Origin of the sequence: Streptomyces sp. NPDC020845 (genome assembly GCF_044334165.1) — a bacterium.
In the GTDB taxonomy this organism is placed as follows: Bacteria; Actinomycetota; Actinomycetes; order Streptomycetales; family Streptomycetaceae; genus Streptomyces.
In genome coordinates, this window is record NZ_JBIRSJ010000022.1 from 136,371 (window position 1) to 152,066 (window position 15,696).

The window sequence follows — 15,696 nt, forward strand, 5'->3', positions numbered from 1 at the left end:
GCGGACTGACGGGCGGCAGGCCGATACGAGAACACCCCCTCCAGGAGATCCCGGAGGGGGTGTACGCCCTTGACGGGCTGCGGTGGCTGGGGCCGGGGTCGAACCGGCGACCTTCCGCTTTTCAGGCGGACGCTCGTACCAACTGAGCTACCCAGCCGCAGCGGTCCTGACGGGATTTGAACCCGCGGCCTCCACCTTGACAGGGTGGCGAGCACTCCAAACTGCTCCACAGGACCAAGCTTGTGCGAGCTCTAGTCTCGCACATGGTGTTGCGTGCCCCCAACGGGATTCGAACCCGTGCTACCGCCTTGAAAGGGCGGCGTCCTGGGCCACTAGACGATGAGGGCTGATGGCCCACCTGGGCGCCTTCCGGCGCCGTCGGGGACGTGAGAAGCATATGGGATGCCGGTGAGGTTCGCCAAAACGGTTTCCGAGGATGCGGGTGTCGGGCGCGCCCCTGGGCTGTTCTCGGCAGGGAGGTGACGGCTGGCCCTGCCGCCGGTGGGTCAGCCCCACCCCAGCTCGTGGAGCCGTTCGTCCTCGATGCCGAAGTGGTGCGCCACCTCGTGCACGACCGTCACGGCCACCTCCTGCACCACGTCTTCCGGCGTCTCGCAGTAGCGCAGGGTCGGGCCCCGGTAGACGGTGATCCGGTCTGGCAAGACCCCGGCGTACCACTCGCCGCGCTCCGTGAGCGGTGTCCCCTCGTAGAGGCCCAGCAGCTCAGGGGCGGACGGGTCGGGTTCTTCTTCCACGAACACGGCCACGTTGTCCATGACCCGCGTCAGCTCCGGCGGGATCTGGTCCAGGGCCTCACTCACCAGCTCTTCGAACGCCTCGCGCGTCATCTCCAGCACACAGCCATTGTCAGGGACGGGCGCGTGAAGGGGTATGCAGAGGCCGCCCATGCGCCACGGGAACATATCTGGCCGGCGGCCCATGCACCTTGCAAACCCTGTCGGGGACGGGCTACGCGTCGCCGCTGGGGAGTGTGCGGGGTACGCCGATGTCAGCTGGCTCCTCCTCACCTACCCACCAGAATCGGAAGCGGCCCAGGGAGGGCTTCACACCCGACGTGGGGGCCTTGAAGAGCCAGACCCGGTTGAGTTTGAGCCGCAGGATCTCGCGCTTCTCGCTGAGCGGCCAGGCTTGCCACGCCTCGGTGAACAGCTCCGCCTCGCGCAGAAACGTGATGTCCAGGGTCTGAGCGCTGGGCAGAGCGGCAAGTTCCACCTCGTACTGCTCCAACCGCTCGTTACTGGCGTCATAACGGCGCCGGAACCGCTCCTCGCCATGCTTGCCCCGGAACAGGCCATTCAGCTTCTCCTCCTCCAAGCGGTCCAGGAACTCCTCTTCACTCTGAATGCGGGTTTCCAGCTCCTGCCATTGCGCCCGTCGCTCCGGATGTCGCAGGTCCGCCCAGCGTTCCGCGATGGCCAGCAGCGCTGGGGCGTCGTCCTCCAGGGCCGCGAGGTGGCCCACCAAGGCATCGGTCACCAGCGCGTCGGCGTGGTCGCCCTTCATGAGAGTTCCGGGGCACCTGCCGCTCATCTGGCGGCGTGAGCAGCGGTAGCGCGGCCAGGGTTTTCCGTTCCGGATCCAGTACGCGTCGTACGACATGCGGGCCCCGCACTCCCCGCAGTACAGGATGTCCGAGAGGAGTCCCGTCACGGCTCGCCCTGTGTCCTTTGACTTACTGCCCGGTGTTGCGTCGCGAGTCCAGTGCACCGGAACGCGGGTGCCGAACATCGCCCGGAGGCGGGTGTAGTCCGCGAGGGAGATGATCTCGGGGCCGACCCGGACCATCTCGCCCGTGCGCGAGTGACGGTAGATCTCGCCCTTGTGTGGCAGGTAGCCCGTCATGAGCGGTGAAAGGATCATGTTCCGGACCACAGGCCAGGACCAGGAATTCGGGTCCTTGAGCGGCTTCTCCCGGAGCTTCTGGGCCTTGAGCGGTTCGCCCTTGGCCTCCAACTGGGCAATGCGGATCTTGCGGCTCGCCCAGCGCGGAGAGTCGTGGCCCTCTGAGTTGATCCGTGCCGTGACCGACCGCAAAGACTCACCGTTGAGGAGCTTGCGAGAGATGGCCCGTATGACCTCCGCCTCCTCCTTGTGCAGCTCCAACTTTCGCTCCGAGGTGACCAGGAAGCCGTACGGGCGTGAACCCATCCAGCGGCCCGCATCCCGCTCGTCGGCCCGCAGGTCAGCCACTCGGGTGGCTGCGTTTTTGGACTCTTGGTGCGCCTGGTGAGCAGCGATCGTGAGCTGAAGCTCCCACCCCTCGTTCTCGGAGTCGATGCCGTCCGCGATGGAGATGAAGCGGCATCCCGTCTCGTAGACGACGCGGATGATCTCCGACGCCTGCAGGATGCCCTGGCGCGTGGCGCGATCCACCTTGAAGACGATCAGCACGTCCGCCAGGCGCTCGCGGAGCATGGTCAGTGAGGCTTCCCAGTCAGGGCGGTCCACGTACGTGTGGTAGCCCGACTTGGCCACGTCCTTGAAGACCTTCACGACGTCTGCGCTGAGATCGTCCGCCTTCGAGCGGCCCGTCTTCTCCTGACGCGGTATCGAGGTGGACGTGTCCGTGAGGTCCGATATGCGCAGGTACAGGATGGCCCTGAGTGCTGCTGAAGCGGTACGGATGAATGCCTCGCGTGGTGACACAGAGCCCCCTTGTCGTTACTCGCTGTAGCTCATCGTAAGCGTGTTCGTGGTTCGACGAGACGTGCGACGACGAACGGCTGCACGCGCTCGGCTACGGCTGATCCGGCCGGCGCGTGTCCTGGGCGGGGCGGGTCCAGTTGGGCAGTGCGTCCCGTCCGTACGCGCCCTGGAGGCCCGCCCCGCATGCCCGGATCGCCCGCTCCCCGTCCCGACCGTCCCGCCCGCACCTCCGGGGCGCCCCGGACCTCTCGCGTCCAGCGGGGCCCATGCGTGATGGCGGCCCTCGTCGCCGCGGCCATGGCCCTGGCGGGCTGTACGAGCGTGTCCGACGGCCCGAAGCGTCCGGGCCCGCAGCACGGCGCCCGCGACCGCGACGGGGCGGCTGAGCCGGGCGGGGGCGTGGCGACGTCGGACGGCAGGGCGCGTACGTATCCGGACGCCGGACCGGACGGGGACCGCGAAGGGGACGCCAAGAACGGGAAGGATGGGAAAAAGGGCGAGAAGAAGGACGGGAAGAAGGGGAACGAGAGGGAGAAGGAGGCGAAGCGGTCGGCCTCGGCCTCCGCGCCGGACGCGGCCGAGCCCTCACCCGCCAAGCCCCCCAAGAGCGGACCGGGCCCGCAGCGGCCGGTGCCGTCCGCGCCCTCGTCGCCGACATCGCCGTCTGGGGGCTCCCCCTCCACCGCGGCCCCCTCGAGCCCGTCGTCGAGCGCCCCGGAGCCGCCGCGGCCGACCACCTCCGCCCCGGCGTCCCCGCCCGCGTCGCCGGCGCCGGAGGCCGAAGATATGGAGTGACGGAGTGACGGAGGGCACGTCAGGCGCCGCGCGGCGGATTTGCTCTTGAGGGGTGGAAGTGCGTATGGTGGTAGATCGTTTGATCCCATTTGCCCGGCGCCAAACCGAAGAGCGCCGCGTGGCGCGTTCCTTACCTTCCCGTGGCTGACCGCACTGAGGCGGTTTTTTGCGACATCACACGGAGTTTGGGCGCGTGCCGAAACTCCGGAAGGTTTCGCATTTCGCATGTCCGTTGCCACTGACCACGCCGTCATGCCCGCTGCCGACGACGAGCAGAACGAGCTGGCCGAGCAGGCCGAGCGCACCCAGACCGCCGAATCCGCCCAGTCCACCGAATCCGCCCAGGCCACCGAAGACAGCCAGACCGCCGAAGACAGCCAGACCGCCGACCAGCCGCAGGCTCCCGAGGAGCCCCAGATCACCTTCGGTGACCTCGGCCTCCCTGAGCAGATCGTCCGCAAGCTGGCGCAGAACGGCGTCACCACGCCCTTCCCGATCCAGGCCGCGACCATCCCGGACGCCATGGCCGGCAGCGACATCCTCGGCCGTGGCCGCACCGGCTCCGGCAAGACGCTGTCCTTCGGCCTCCCGCTGCTGACCACGCTGGCCGGCGGCCACACCGAGAAGAAGCGCCCCCGCGGCCTCATCCTCACCCCGACCCGCGAGCTCGCCATGCAGGTGAGCGACGCGCTGCAGCCGTACGGCGACGTCCTGGGCCTCAAGCTCAAGGTGGTCTGCGGCGGCACCTCGATGGGCAATCAGATCTACGCGCTGGAGCGCGGGGTCGACATCCTCGTCGCCACCCCGGGCCGGCTGCGCGACATCATCGACCGCGGCGCCGCGTCGCTGGACAAGGTCCAGGTCGCCGTCCTGGACGAGGCCGACCAGATGGCCGACATGGGCTTCCTGCCCGAGGTCACCGAAATCCTCGACCTGGTGCCGCAGGGCGGTCAGCGGCTGCTGTTCTCCGCGACGCTGGAGAACGAGATCGACACCCTCGTCAAGCGCTACCTGGTCGACCCGATCACCCACGAGGTGGACCCCTCCGCCGGCGCGGTCTCGACCATGACTCACCACGTGCTCGTGGTGAAGCCGAAGGACAAGGCGCCGGTCACCGCCGCCATCGCCGCGCGCAAGGGCCGCACGATCATCTTCGTACGGACCCAGCTCGGCGCCGACCGCGTGGCCGAGCAGCTGCGCGACGCCGGGGTGCGGGCCGAGGCGCTGCACGGCGGCATGACGCAGGGGGCCAGGACCCGGACGCTGGCCGACTTCAAGGACGGCTATGTGAACGTGCTGGTCGCCACGGATGTCGCCGCGCGCGGTATCCACGTCGACGGCATCGACCTCGTCCTGAACGTGGACCCGGCCGGCGACCACAAGGACTATCTGCACCGGTCCGGCCGTACGGCCCGGGCGGGGCAGAGCGGCACGGTCGTCTCGCTGGCGCTGCCGCACCAGCGGCGGCAGATCTTCCGGCTGATGGAGGACGCGGGCGTCGACGCCTCGCGCCACATCGTCGGCGGCGCCGGTGTCTTCGACGAGGACGTGGCGCGTATCACAGGCGCCCGCTCGCTGACCGAGGTGCAGGCCGAGTCGGCCGCGAACGCCGCCAAGCAGGCCGAGCGCGAGGTCCAGGAGCTCACCCGGGAGCTGGACAAGGCGCAGCGGCGGGCGGCGGAGCTGCGTGAGGAGGCCGACCGGCTGACCTCGCGTGCGGCGCGGGAGCGCGGCGAGCACGTGGCCCCGGCGTCGGACGCCGGGGCGGAGGCCGGGACCGAGGCCGCCGCTGCCGCTCCGGAGGGCGCCGCCGACGCCCCCGCGGACGTTGTGGTGCCCGCCCAGCGCTCGGCCGAGCCCGCGGTGGCCGAAGCCGCCCCTGCCGCCTCTGTCGCCGCCCCCGTGGCCGACGAGGCGCCGCGGCGCTCCTCGTACGAGCGCCGTGACGAGCGGGGCAACTTCGAGCGCCGGGATCGCCGGGACGGCGACCGTGGCGACCGTCCGTTCAACCGCGACCGCCGTGACGACCGCCCGCGCTCCTCGTACGACCGGCGCGACGACCGCGGTGGGCGCCCCTTCGAGCGCCGTGAGGACCGGGACCGTGGCGGCTACCGCCGCGACGACCGCGGTGGCCGCTCGTACGACCGGCGTGACGACCGCCGTGATGACCGTGGTGGGTTCGAGCGTCGGGATCGCCGGGACGGCGACCGTGGCGACCGTCCGTTCAACCGCGACCGCCGTGACGACCGCCCGCGCTCCTCGTACGACCGGCGCGACGACCGGGGCGGCCGTTCTTTCGAGCGCCGTGAGGACCGGGACCGTGGTGGCTACCGCCGCGACGACCGCCGTGACGACCGTCCGGGGCGTCCGTTCGAGCGCCGCGACCACAACCACCGTGGCGGCGACCGTCCGTTCAACCGCGACCGCCGCGACGACCGCCCGGCCCGCCGTGACGACCACCGGTCCGGCAACACCGGCGGTCGGTCGTACGAGCGCTCGTACGACCGACCGCACAACCAGTCCTTCGACCGCCGCGCCGACAAGCCGCGCTGGAAGCGCAACGGCTGACGGGCCGCCCTTCGGCCGGCCGTGATGCCGACCGAACGGCCTACTGAGGGGCCGTGCAACACCCGGTTGTTGCACGGCCTTTCGACCCCGTGGGGTATTGGCTCGGGTCTTCGCCCTCGGCCGAGCTATGCTGCGGGGGTGCGGGTCATTAGCTCAATTGGCAGAGCAGTGGACTTTTAATCCATTGGTTCAGGGTTCGAGCCCCTGATGACCCACTGGCGAACCGCAGGTAGGCACCGCTGACCTGCGGTTTTCGTCGTTCTTGGCACATGGTGTCACCCACCTGCGCCCGAGCGGATGCCGTCCCCCGGCGCTCCGCTCAGGCTGATCTTGCTGCTTCGAGCCATCCGGACTCCAGCAAGGCGAAGGAGACACCTCGTGCGACTTGTGACAACGCTCCGCGGCCTCGTCCCGGCGATGATGCTGGCGGTGACGGTGTGGGGCGGCCCCGCGTCGGCGGCGGCCGAAGGCAACGGCGGCGGGGGCGGTGGGCATGGGCACAGCCACGACGAGGGCTTTGCCCATCACCATGGCTACAACGACGAACGTGACCGAGGCAACGGCAAAGGTGACGGCGGCGAAGGCGGTGGCCGCGGCGGTGACGAAGATCATCCGGATGTGGCCTGCGGGGACGTCGCCGCGCTGATCAGTGCCATCAACGATGCCAACAGCACGGGGGCGGGAGTGATCACACTCGCGCCGAGCTGTGTTTACACCCTCACCGGTGCGGCGGTGGCCCCCGGGGCGAACGGGCCCGACGGGCTGCCGGTGATCACGGGGAACGTAACCCTCATCGGGGCCGATACGACCATCACCCGGAGCTCGGGCACGGCATTCCGTATCGCGGAGGTCGCCCCGGGAGGAACCCTGAGCCTCTATGGCATCACGGTCTCCAACGGGGCGGCGACCACCGCGGCCGCGGGGCTCAACGGTGGCGGCATCCTCGACGCGGGAACGCTGATGCTGACGTCGAGCGTGGTCACCGGAAACACTGCGAGCAACCTTGGCGGGGGAATTGAGGTCGCGAACAATTCCTCACTGACGCTCAGCTCCAGTCAGGTGACGAACAACACCGCCGGTGACGGTGGCGGCATTCACATCAACACGGCGGGATCGCTGACGGCCCTCAGCAGTCGGATCTCCAACAACACCGCCAGCGGTTCGGGCGGCGGAATCTCCAACTTCGGAGACGTGACGCTGACGTCGGTGGAACTGCGGGGAAATCGCGCCCTTGGCTTCGAGGGCGGTGGAATCACCACTAACGGCGGCAATTTCAACATCACTAGCGGCATCATCGACGGTAATACATCCGGAAGTCACGGAGGCGGTATCGCGAACTTTGGAAGCCAACTGCTGTTGCAATCCGTAGCCGTAACCAACAACACCGCCGGACAGAACGGCGGCGGTCTGTACAACGACTCGGGAACCGCCCAGCTCATCGGTGACCAGGTGACCGGAAATACGGCCAACGGCGGCCAGGGCGGCGGTATTTTCGTGGCCGGCGGAACGGTGACGCTGCCCGGGACCACCGTCTCCGGCAACATCCCGAACAACTGCGTGCCGGGCCTCCCCGGCTGCTGATGCGCCCTGCAGCGGCGATGAACGAGTGCGGCCCCCGGCAGAAAATTCCTGCCGGGGGCCGTGCTCATCGACCGGGGAGGTGGTGCCGTGATCCCGCCTGGGCGGGCACACGGCACCTGCTATGGCATCAGTAGCTGTGGCCGCGGTGCGACTTCTTGCTGCTCTTCTTGGCCTTGTTGCCGTTGCCGTTCTGGGCGAGAGCGATGTTGGTGCAGGGGCGGCCGACGTTGATGTCACCGGTCGGCGACGGGTTGCCCGTCGCGGCGATGGGGCCGGTGGTGACGTCGCAGTCGTTGCGCTGGGCCACCGCAGCGGAGTTGGTGAAGTTGGTGCACTCGCTGCCGACGTTGATGTCACCGTTCCCCGACACGTTGCCCGTCGTGGGGATCGCGCCGGTGGTGGTGTCACAGTCATTGCTCTGGATGGCGCCGCCGCCGATCAGGGGTCCGAAGCCGTAGGCGCTCGCGCCCCCCGCGGTGCCGATGACGATCGCGCCGGCCGCTGCGGCCATGAGAGCGGCCTTCTTGCCAATCTGCATTGGTTGGTGCCTCCATTTAGGGTCTCCGCGAATTCCGCAGACGCCTTAACAACGAAGGCAATTGGCGAAGGATCCGGTGTCGATCGCAGCTTCACCCGTCCGTCGCAGTAAGGATATCTTTCCCTCATCGCCCGGCTCCATGAGTGCGGCCCCCGGCAGAAAATTCCTGCCGGGGGCCGTGCTCATCGACCGGGGAGGTGGTGCCGTGATCCCGCTCGGGCGGGCACATGGCACCTGCTATGGCATCAGTAGCTGTGGCCGCGGTGCGACTTCTTGCTGCTCTTCTTGGCCTTGTTGCCGTTGCCGTTCTGGGCGAGAGCGATGTTGGTGCAGGGGCGGCCGACGTTGATCTCGCCGGTCGGCGACGGGTTGCCCGTCGTGGCGATGGGGCCGGTGGTGACGTCGCAGTCGTTGCTCTGGGCCACCGCAGCGGAGTTGGTGAAGTTGATGCAGTCGCTGCCGGCGTTGATGTCACCGGTCGACGACACGCTGCCCGTCGTGGCGATCGCGCCGGTGGTGGTGTCACACGAGTTGCTCTGAACGGCGCCGCCGCCGCCGATCAGGGGTCCGAAGCCGTAGGCGCTCGCGCCCCCCGCGGTGCCGATGACGATCGCGCCGGCCGCTGCGGCCATGAGAGCGGCCTTCTTGCCAATCTGCATTGGTTGGTGCCTCCATTTAGGTTCTCCGCGAATTCCGCAGACGGCCTGACAACGAAGGCAGTTGGCGAAGGATCCGGGGTCGGCCATAGCTTCACCCGTCCGTCGCAGTAAGGCTATCTTCGCCATGATTCCGCGCCGTTCGGCCAATAGCACGGCCCCCGGCGGGAGGTGCCACCGGGGGCCGTGCGAAGCCGTCAGGAAGTCAACGCCCGGAGCGCTTCCCGCTGTTGCCGTTGCCGTTGCCGGCCCCGGACACGTTGGCGCAGGTGGTTTCCTGAGTGACCTTGGGCCCAGGGGCGAGCGGCGAGATCGTGATGGGCCCGATGGTGGAGTTGGTCTCGCACTTGTTGCTCTGCTTCAGCGCTCCACCGGTCTTGCTGTAGTTGATGCAGTTGGTCCGGCTGGTGATATCGGGTGAGCCGGCGAGACCCGCGTTAATGGTGATGGGTCCGATGGTGGAGTTGGTCCGGCACCGGTTGCTCTGCTCCAACACTCCCGACTCGGTGTAGTTGACGCAGTTGGTCTCGGTCGAGAGGTCTCCTGTCGGACCCAGACCGACGATGTTGATGGGCCCGAGCACGGAATTCGTGTCACAGCGGTTTTTCTGGCTGCCGCCCTGACTGCCGGATGCGGACGGGGCACCCGAGCCGTTGTCGGTCGCGCTGGCGCTGCCCGCGCCACCGATGGTCAGCGCACCGACAGCCGCCAGAAGCAGCGCCGTCCTCTTGCGCCCGTGCATAAAGCCTCCAAATGGGTTCTCGACGGTTATCCGTGAACATCTGACCAACGAGGGCAGGCATCGATGGGTCCCCGAGCCGCCGCACCTCTACCCGTCCGGCGCATTAGAGACATCGTCAGTCTGCGCTGGCCGATTCCTCCTCGCAACGCCAAGGCGGCCCCGGACGAAGCAGTGTCCGGGGCCGCGATGGAAGCCAGAGATGCGTTCACCCTGCTTTTCTCATTCGGGGGAACACAGCGAACTTGGCATGGGGTCAGCTGCCGTAGCTGCCGTGCTGCTCGGTGCCGTAGTTGCCGTGGCCGTCGCTGCGGAGTCCGTCGCTGTAGTTGTTGTTGTAGCTGCTGCCGCCGGAGCGGACGGACGTGGTCGCCTTGGGGTAGGAGATGTTGGAGCAGCTGCTGCCGAGCTTGATGTCGCCCGAGGGAGCGGCCCCAGCCGTGTTGGTGACGATGCCCGCCGAGGTGTCGCAGTCGTTGCTCTGGAACGCCGAGCCGCCGTAGTCGATGTTGATGCAGCTGGAACCGACTTCGATGTCACCGGTGGGCCCTGCCACGGCGGGGTCCAGGATGGAGCCGACGCGCGTGTCACAGTCATTGCTCTGGACGCCGCCACCGCCACCGCTGGCGGCTGACGCGCCGGTGGCGCCGGCGAGCACGATCGCGCCGGCGGTGGCGGCCAAGAGGGCGGCCTTCTTTACGATGTTCACTTAATTCCTCCCGGTGGGTGTCTGCCGCGGAATCACGGACATCCACGTCAACGACGTAAATCTGTAAAAGCTTCGGGCTGGCTTTCACCTTCACTCATCCGGCATAATTAGTCGCCCCTTTGCCTCGTTCGCCTTGCGCCTTTGAGCGGGAGAATCCGGCCGATCGGGCCAGGGACGATGCGCGAGTGCGGAGGCTGTTATGCGAATTGCGAAAGAGGTGCCGTCAACCCGGCGCGGGACCGGAATCCCACCGTCCGGGTTGTTCGACGGGCCGAACGAGTGATATATCCGAGCTTCCCGACGCAGGACTGAGTGAGGCACGGCCCACAGACGGCTTCGCCGAACCGCACGCGCGGCCTGTGTTCGCGCCGCTACGGTAAGTGCGCGAGAAACAGTCGCCGGGGGGACGGCGAGGGGACGGCCGGGAGGCGGGAGGAGACAGGTATGGGGCACTCACGAGCTGGCGCGGGTGGCGGCACTCCTGCCGAGCACCTGGACGGGCTTCTCGCCCGCGCGCAGAACGGCTTCGAGATCGACGAGGCGGTGCTGGGCCGGGCCCGGGACGCCTTGATGCACCAGTCCGAGCTGCGCTCCTGCCGGCAGTGCAACGAGCCGGCCGGTCCGCTCGGCTACAGCACCTACCGCCATATCTTCCTGCTCCCCGACGGCAGCAGCCTGCTGCTGTGGGAGCTGGAGCACAACACCGGCCAGGACCGCCGCCCGCTCTTCGAGGTCTACGCCGACGAGGACGCCCTGGCCCTGGCCGAGCGCCGGGTGCACGAGCGGATCGGCGGCGGCGCCCGCTGGGACGAGCTCGAGGGGTTACCACTGTGGCTGCCCGAGCAACTGCTGCACGCCGTCGCGCCGGTGGAGACCCCGCGCGCGTATGTGGCCGACGACTCGGCCGACCACGCCCGCCGCGTGCTGCGCCGCGCGGAGAACCCCGACCGCCCCGGCGCGGACACCGAGCAGCTGCTCGCCACGGCGTTCGCCCATGACATCGCGCTGGCCCCGAAGCCGCGCCGTCGCCCCGGCGGCCCCGACGCCACGTGGTGCCGTTTCTATGAGCACGCGTTCCTCCTCGCCGGCGGGGACGAGATCGTCCTGTGGGAGCTGGAGCACAACCTGACCGCCGACGGGCGGCTGGTGTGCGAGGTGTATCTCGACGAGGTCTCCGCCGAGCTGGCGGCGGACCGCCACGCCCGCGCACTCGGCGTCGACCTCTGACGCGTCCCGTCCCCGTCCGGCCCCTTCCCTTTCCCTGTCCCCGCGCCGTGTTCTGACGCACCCACCTGGCCGACACCGGCTCGCCCGACGCCCCGTCACCCGGGAGTCTGATGGGGTGCGTACGAACCGAACCCGCGTATGAGACGGCGTACAGGGCCATGAGGCGGCGTACGGGACGCCGTACGAGACCGTGTGCGCCCCAGCGCGGGGAACCACCGCGCGCGGACCTGGCCCGCGCGGACGGACCCCGGGCCGATGTGCCCCGCGCCGACAGACCCCGCGTGGGCGATGAGGCGCCCATGGGCGCCTCCGGCCGCCGCTTCGCGCCCTGGCTCCCCGGCGTGCTGATCGTGGGCGGGGTCATCTACGACATCAGCACCCCGGCCGCCTACACCGCTGCCCCCTTCCTCGCCGCCGCCCCCCTGGTCGCCGCCCCGTTCTATCCGCTGCGGCTGACCGCCCTCATCGGGACCCTCACCGTCGCCGCCTCCTGCCTGCTGGCCGAGTTCCACGGCGTCCGGGACTGGGCCCAGTCGGCCACCGAGGTCGCCACCGTCGTGACGGTCGCCCTGCTGGCCCTCCTCATCAACCGTGTCGTCCGCCGCGGCTCCCGGCGGCTGGCGTCGGCGCGCGGCATCGCGGAGGCGGCCCAGCGCGCGGTACTGCCCGTGCCGCCGGCCCGGCTGGCCGGCCTGGACATCGCGGCCCGCTATGTGGCGGCCGAGCGGGACGCCGCGATCGGCGGCGACCTGTATGCGGTGCAGGACACCCCGCACGGCGTACGGATGGTCATCGGCGACGTACGGGGCAAGGGGCTGGGGTCGGTCGAGGTGGTCGCGATCATCATCGGCGCTTTCCGGGAGGCCGCCGAACAGGAGGCCACGCTGGAGGGGCTGACGCTGCGGCTGGAGCGGGCGCTGCAGCGGGAGCGGGCCCGGCGGGCCGATATCGAGCAGGCCGAGGGGTTCATCACGGCGGTGCTGGCCGAGATCCCCCGCGGCGACTCCATGCTCCGCCTGATCAACCGTGGCCACCCGGCGCCGCTGCTGCTGGACGGGGAGGGTGCGGTGCGCCAGGCCGATCCCGAGATGCCGGCGCTGCCGCTGGGGATGGGCGATCTGGGGGCGTGGCCGGACCGGGTGGAGGAGCTGCGGTTCGCGGAGGGGGTGACCCTGCTGCTGTTCACCGACGGGGTGAGCGAGGCGCGCGATGCGGAGGGCACGTTCTACGATCCGGCGGTCCAGCTGCGCGGCCGACGCTTCGCCGGACCGGTGGAGCTGCTCGACGCGTTGGTGGCGGATGTGGAGCGGCATACGGGCGGCGGGACCGCGGACGACATGGCGCTGCTGGCGCTGCGCCGCGCCCCGGTGGCGCCGGGGGCCGAGCCCGAACACGTTCCGTAGCGGAGCATGATCCCTCCGGATAACGATTGACGCACGATCAGTTCGGGGGCGTTTCCGGGTGTGCTCGGGTCGCTGCCGACTCACCCCCATCTGTCCCATGTTGGTCGTTAACGTCACCTCAAAGGTTGCTCTGATTCCCGGGAACGGCTTGGAATCGGGTCGTGCTCTCTATTAACGTTCGATAACGCAGCGCGGTCGTCACTGCCGCCGCAAGAGGCGGCACCGTGCGCCGTCGCCGAATCCCGTACGCACAGCAGCACCAGCAGCAGAGCGACAACAGCAACACCAAGGGAACCGGGGAACCACCAACCTTGGGGTGAATCGGGTCGAACCTGACCCGTAGGAGACCTTCCTGCTCCGAACCCGTCAGCTAACCCGGTAGGCGAGAGGGAAGGAAAGGAGTGCGCCCGCGTGGCGTCCAACAGGTCTGCCCTAGAAGAAGCTCCGTCCCGCACGTCCGGCGCCGGAGCGGGGACAGCCACCCGCTACGGCTCCTGGTTCGAACCGGCCGCCGAGGCGAGGAACGGGCAGGACACCGAGACGTGGGACGAGTGGAATCCCACTGAGGAATCCATAGCCCCGGTGCGCGGCCGGCACCGCGTCGCCAAGCAGCGCGGCGGCACGATGGCCCGCAGCGGCGCCGTTCTCGGCGTCGGCGTGATCGCGGCGGTCGGCGCGGGCGGGATGGCGAGCGCCAAGGACCGCCCCAAGGCCCCCATAGCCATGCCGGACCTCGCACACGTCGCCGACAAGGTGACGGACGTCCTCCCCGACGCGGCGGACCTGCCCGGCATCGGCTCGCTGCTCTCCTCGGACTCCGGTTCCAGCTCCGACGGCACCTCGGCCGCCCCCCTCTCCCAGGCGGGTCTGACCTCCCAGGACGAGGAGAACGGCACCACCGACGCGGGCGAGGCGCTGCGCGCCCGCATCCTCCAGCAGGCCGAGAACCAGCAGAACGCCGCCGACGAGTCGCAGCGCGAGGCCGCGGCCGACGCCGCCGCCAAGCAGGCCGCCGAGAAGGCTGCCGCCGTGGCCAAGAAGGCCGCCGACGCGGAGGCGAAGCGGAAGGCCGAGGCGGAGGCGGAGAAGAAGGCCGCCGAGGCCGAGGCCAAGCGGAAGGCGGAGGAGGCGGCCAGGAAGAAGGCCGAGGCCGAGCGCCTGGCCAAGCTCGCCGCCCAGTACACCCTCCCCGTCGCCTCGTACACCCTGACCGCGTCCTTCGGCCAGGCAGGCGACATGTGGTCGGCCGACCACACCGGCCAGGACTTCGCCGCCCCGACCGGCACCCCGGTCAAGGCGCTGCACGGCGGCACGATCACCTCGGCCGGGTGGGCCGGTTCGTACGGCTACCGCATCGTGCTCAAGCTGAGCGACGGCACCGAGATCTGGTACTGCCACCTGTCGTCGATGGTCCGTACGTCGGGCTCGGTGACGACGGGCGAGGTCGTCGGCCGCGTCGGCGCCACGGGCAATGTGACCGGCCCGCACCTCCACCTGGAGGTCCGGCCGGGTGGCGGCAGCCCGATCGACCCGATGCCCTGGCTCCGCGCGCACGGGTTGAACCCGTGACCGCCGCGACCCCGCCGTCCCTCGCGACCCCGTCCCCCGCGGGCATCGGCCCGATGACCTTCGGCCCGATGACCTTCGGCCCGATGACCTTCGGCCCGATGACCTGCTGACCGGGTCCCTTTACCCCGGCGGCCTTGGCGCTCTCTCCCCCCTTGACGCCAGGGCCGCCGGTTTTTTGCCGCTCATTGGCGCCCGTACGACGGAATACCCCTCTCCGCCTCGGCGCTGAAACAACGCATGGCTGACACCAAAGACACCCAGAACACCAAGCAGACCAAGCAGGCTGAGAGCCGCAGGCAGATCGGCGATCTGTCCGTCTTCCCGCTCTCCCTCGGCGGGAACGTCTTCGGCTGGACGGCGGACGAAGCCGAGTCCTTCGCCGTGCTGGACGCCTACGCGGCGGCGGGCGGCAACTTCGTCGATACGGCGGATGTGTACTCCGCATGGGTGCCGGGCAACTCGGGCGGAGAGTCCGAGACCATCCTCGGCAACTGGTTCGCCTCACGGGGCAACCGCGCCGACATCGTCCTCGCGACCAAGGTGGGCGCAGGCGTGCCGACGCCCCGCGGGCTGTCCGCCGCGGCGATCAAGGCGGGCCTTGACGAGTCCTTGAAGCGCCTGCGCACCGACTACATCGACCTTTACTACACCCACTACGACGACACCTCGGTGCCGGTGGAGGAGATCATCTCCACGCTGGACGAGCTGGTGAAGGCGGGCAAGGTCCGCCAGATCGCGGCCTCCAACATCTCCGCCGAACGCCTTGAGGCATCCCTGGACTTCTCGGCGAAGGAGGGACTGGCCCGTTACGTGGCCCTCCAGCCGCACTACAACCTGGTCTCCCGCGACACCTTCGAGGGCCCGCTCGCCGATGTCGCCGCCCGCCATGGCGTGGTGACCCTCCCGTACTACGCCCTCGCATCCGGCTTCCTCACCGGCAAGTACCGCCCCGGCGCCTCGGTGGACAGCGCCCGGGCCGAGGGCGCGGCCAAGTACCTGGAGACCGAGCGCGGCCAGAAGGTCCTCGCCGCCCTCGACGATGTGGCCGCAAACCACGGCGCCGCGCACGCTACGGTCGCCCTGGCCTGGCTGGCGGCCCAGCCCACGGTCGTGGCCCCGATCGCGAGCGCGCGTACGGTGGATCAGCTGCCGGCGCTGCTGGCGGTGGCGGACCTGAAGCTGACGGAGGAGGAGCTGGCGCTGCTGACGTCGGCGTCGGAGTAGCGCCCCTTACGCGTCCGTTT

At 69.5% G+C, this 15,696-nt stretch carries 13 protein-coding genes, 4 tRNA genes and 1 riboswitch; of the genes, 8 read left to right on the top strand and 9 right to left on the bottom strand.

What is annotated here, in order from left to right; all coding sequences use genetic code 11:
• Nucleotides 1-83: 83 nt before the first annotated feature.
• From ACH4U7_RS44825 to ACH4U7_RS44845, 5 genes are all read right to left on the bottom strand, one after another.
• Nucleotides 84-157, bottom strand: a tRNA-Phe gene (locus tag ACH4U7_RS44825).
• Nucleotides 158-161: 4 nt separating this feature from the next.
• Nucleotides 162-236: transfer RNA gene (locus tag ACH4U7_RS44830), tRNA-Asp, on the bottom strand.
• Nucleotides 237-274: 38 nt separating this feature from the next.
• A tRNA-Glu gene (locus tag ACH4U7_RS44835) sits at nucleotides 275-347 on the bottom strand.
• 159 nt (nucleotides 348-506) lie between these two features.
• Nucleotides 507-857: a metallopeptidase family protein gene (locus tag ACH4U7_RS44840; RefSeq protein ID WP_398533532.1), complete on the bottom strand. Its 351-nt coding sequence runs from the start codon at nucleotides 855-857 to the stop codon at nucleotides 507-509.
• A gap of 112 nt (nucleotides 858-969) precedes the next feature.
• Nucleotides 970-2,667 carry a recombinase family protein gene (locus ACH4U7_RS44845; protein ID WP_398533533.1) on the bottom strand — a complete coding sequence of 566 codons (1,698 nt, stop codon included), beginning with the start codon at nucleotides 2,665-2,667 and terminating at the stop codon, nucleotides 970-972.
• Between the two features lie 273 nt (nucleotides 2,668-2,940).
• Here ACH4U7_RS44845 and ACH4U7_RS44850 point away from each other — a divergent pair, with 273 nt between their 5' ends.
• The 4 genes from ACH4U7_RS44850 (at nucleotide 2,941) to ACH4U7_RS44865 (ending at nucleotide 7,611) form a co-directional block, all read left to right on the top strand.
• Nucleotides 2,941-3,462 carry a hypothetical protein gene (locus ACH4U7_RS44850; RefSeq protein WP_398533534.1) on the top strand — a complete coding sequence of 174 codons (522 nt, stop codon included), beginning with the start codon at nucleotides 2,941-2,943 and terminating at the stop codon, nucleotides 3,460-3,462.
• Between the two features lie 225 nt (nucleotides 3,463-3,687).
• A complete protein-coding gene (locus ACH4U7_RS44855; RefSeq protein ID WP_398533535.1) occupies nucleotides 3,688-6,030 on the top strand; it encodes a DEAD/DEAH box helicase in 2,343 nt (780 codons plus the stop codon).
• 142 nt (nucleotides 6,031-6,172) lie between these two features.
• Nucleotides 6,173-6,245 (top strand) — tRNA-Lys (locus tag ACH4U7_RS44860).
• A 163-nt stretch (nucleotides 6,246-6,408) separates the two neighbouring features.
• The gene (locus ACH4U7_RS44865) at nucleotides 6,409-7,611 is read left to right on the top strand and encodes a right-handed parallel beta-helix repeat-containing protein (protein ID WP_398533536.1); all 1,203 of its coding nucleotides are present in this window, start codon (nucleotides 6,409-6,411) and stop codon (nucleotides 7,609-7,611) included.
• A gap of 127 nt (nucleotides 7,612-7,738) precedes the next feature.
• Here ACH4U7_RS44865 and ACH4U7_RS44870 read toward each other — a convergent pair whose 3' ends face one another.
• From ACH4U7_RS44870 to ACH4U7_RS44885, 4 genes are all read right to left on the bottom strand, one after another.
• Nucleotides 7,739-8,149, bottom strand: a complete 411-nt coding sequence (locus ACH4U7_RS44870; RefSeq protein ID WP_398533537.1) for a hypothetical protein — start codon at nucleotides 8,147-8,149, stop codon at nucleotides 7,739-7,741.
• A 245-nt stretch (nucleotides 8,150-8,394) separates the two neighbouring features.
• A complete protein-coding gene (locus tag ACH4U7_RS44875) occupies nucleotides 8,395-8,808 on the bottom strand; it encodes a hypothetical protein (RefSeq protein WP_398533538.1) in 414 nt (137 codons plus the stop codon).
• A 202-nt stretch (nucleotides 8,809-9,010) separates the two neighbouring features.
• The gene (locus ACH4U7_RS44880) at nucleotides 9,011-9,547 is read right to left on the bottom strand and encodes a hypothetical protein (protein ID WP_398533539.1); all 537 of its coding nucleotides are present in this window, start codon (nucleotides 9,545-9,547) and stop codon (nucleotides 9,011-9,013) included.
• Between the two features lie 253 nt (nucleotides 9,548-9,800).
• On the bottom strand, nucleotides 9,801-10,253 hold the full coding sequence (locus ACH4U7_RS44885) for a hypothetical protein (RefSeq protein WP_398533540.1): 453 nt from the start codon (nucleotides 10,251-10,253) through the stop codon (nucleotides 9,801-9,803).
• Between the two features lie 444 nt (nucleotides 10,254-10,697).
• Between ACH4U7_RS44885 and ACH4U7_RS44890 the strand changes: the two genes are divergently transcribed.
• The 4 genes from ACH4U7_RS44890 to ACH4U7_RS44905 all read left to right on the top strand — a co-directional run bounded on the left by ACH4U7_RS44890 (nucleotide 10,698) and on the right by ACH4U7_RS44905 (nucleotide 15,676).
• A complete protein-coding gene (locus tag ACH4U7_RS44890) occupies nucleotides 10,698-11,480 on the top strand; it encodes a DUF6227 family protein (RefSeq protein WP_398533541.1) in 783 nt (260 codons plus the stop codon).
• Between the two features lie 299 nt (nucleotides 11,481-11,779).
• On the top strand, nucleotides 11,780-12,883 hold the full coding sequence (locus tag ACH4U7_RS44895) for a PP2C family protein-serine/threonine phosphatase (protein WP_398533542.1): 1,104 nt from the start codon (nucleotides 11,780-11,782) through the stop codon (nucleotides 12,881-12,883).
• Between the two features lie 223 nt (nucleotides 12,884-13,106).
• Nucleotides 13,107-13,283: riboswitch (cyclic di-AMP (ydaO/yuaA leader) on the top strand.
• 11 nt (nucleotides 13,284-13,294) lie between these two features.
• Nucleotides 13,295-14,452: a M23 family metallopeptidase gene (locus ACH4U7_RS44900; RefSeq protein WP_398533543.1), complete on the top strand. Its 1,158-nt coding sequence runs from the start codon at nucleotides 13,295-13,297 to the stop codon at nucleotides 14,450-14,452.
• 237 nt (nucleotides 14,453-14,689) lie between these two features.
• Nucleotides 14,690-15,676 (top strand): aldo/keto reductase, encoded by a 987-nt coding sequence (locus ACH4U7_RS44905; protein ID WP_398533544.1) that lies wholly within the window; start codon nucleotides 14,690-14,692, stop codon nucleotides 15,674-15,676.
• The last annotated feature ends 20 nt before the right edge of the window (nucleotides 15,677-15,696 follow it).

Excerpts from the sequence above, each read along its gene's own strand:
- ACH4U7_RS44890 (WP_398533541.1), top strand. The coding sequence starts at position 10,698 with ATGGGGCACTCACGAGCTGGCGCGGGTGGCGGCACTCCTGCCGAGCAC.
- ACH4U7_RS44875 (WP_398533538.1), bottom strand. The coding sequence starts at position 8,808 with ATGCAGATTGGCAAGAAGGCCGCTCTCATGGCCGCAGCGGCCGGCGCG.
- ACH4U7_RS44850 (WP_398533534.1), top strand. The coding sequence starts at position 2,941 with ATGGCGGCCCTCGTCGCCGCGGCCATGGCCCTGGCGGGCTGTACGAGC.
- ACH4U7_RS44895 (WP_398533542.1), top strand. The coding sequence starts at position 11,780 with ATGGGCGCCTCCGGCCGCCGCTTCGCGCCCTGGCTCCCCGGCGTGCTG.
- ACH4U7_RS44855 (WP_398533535.1), top strand. The coding sequence starts at position 3,688 with ATGTCCGTTGCCACTGACCACGCCGTCATGCCCGCTGCCGACGACGAG.
- ACH4U7_RS44870 (WP_398533537.1), bottom strand. The coding sequence starts at position 8,149 with ATGCAGATTGGCAAGAAGGCCGCTCTCATGGCCGCAGCGGCCGGCGCG.
- ACH4U7_RS44880 (WP_398533539.1), bottom strand. The coding sequence starts at position 9,547 with ATGCACGGGCGCAAGAGGACGGCGCTGCTTCTGGCGGCTGTCGGTGCG.
- ACH4U7_RS44905 (WP_398533544.1), top strand. The coding sequence starts at position 14,690 with ATGGCTGACACCAAAGACACCCAGAACACCAAGCAGACCAAGCAGGCT.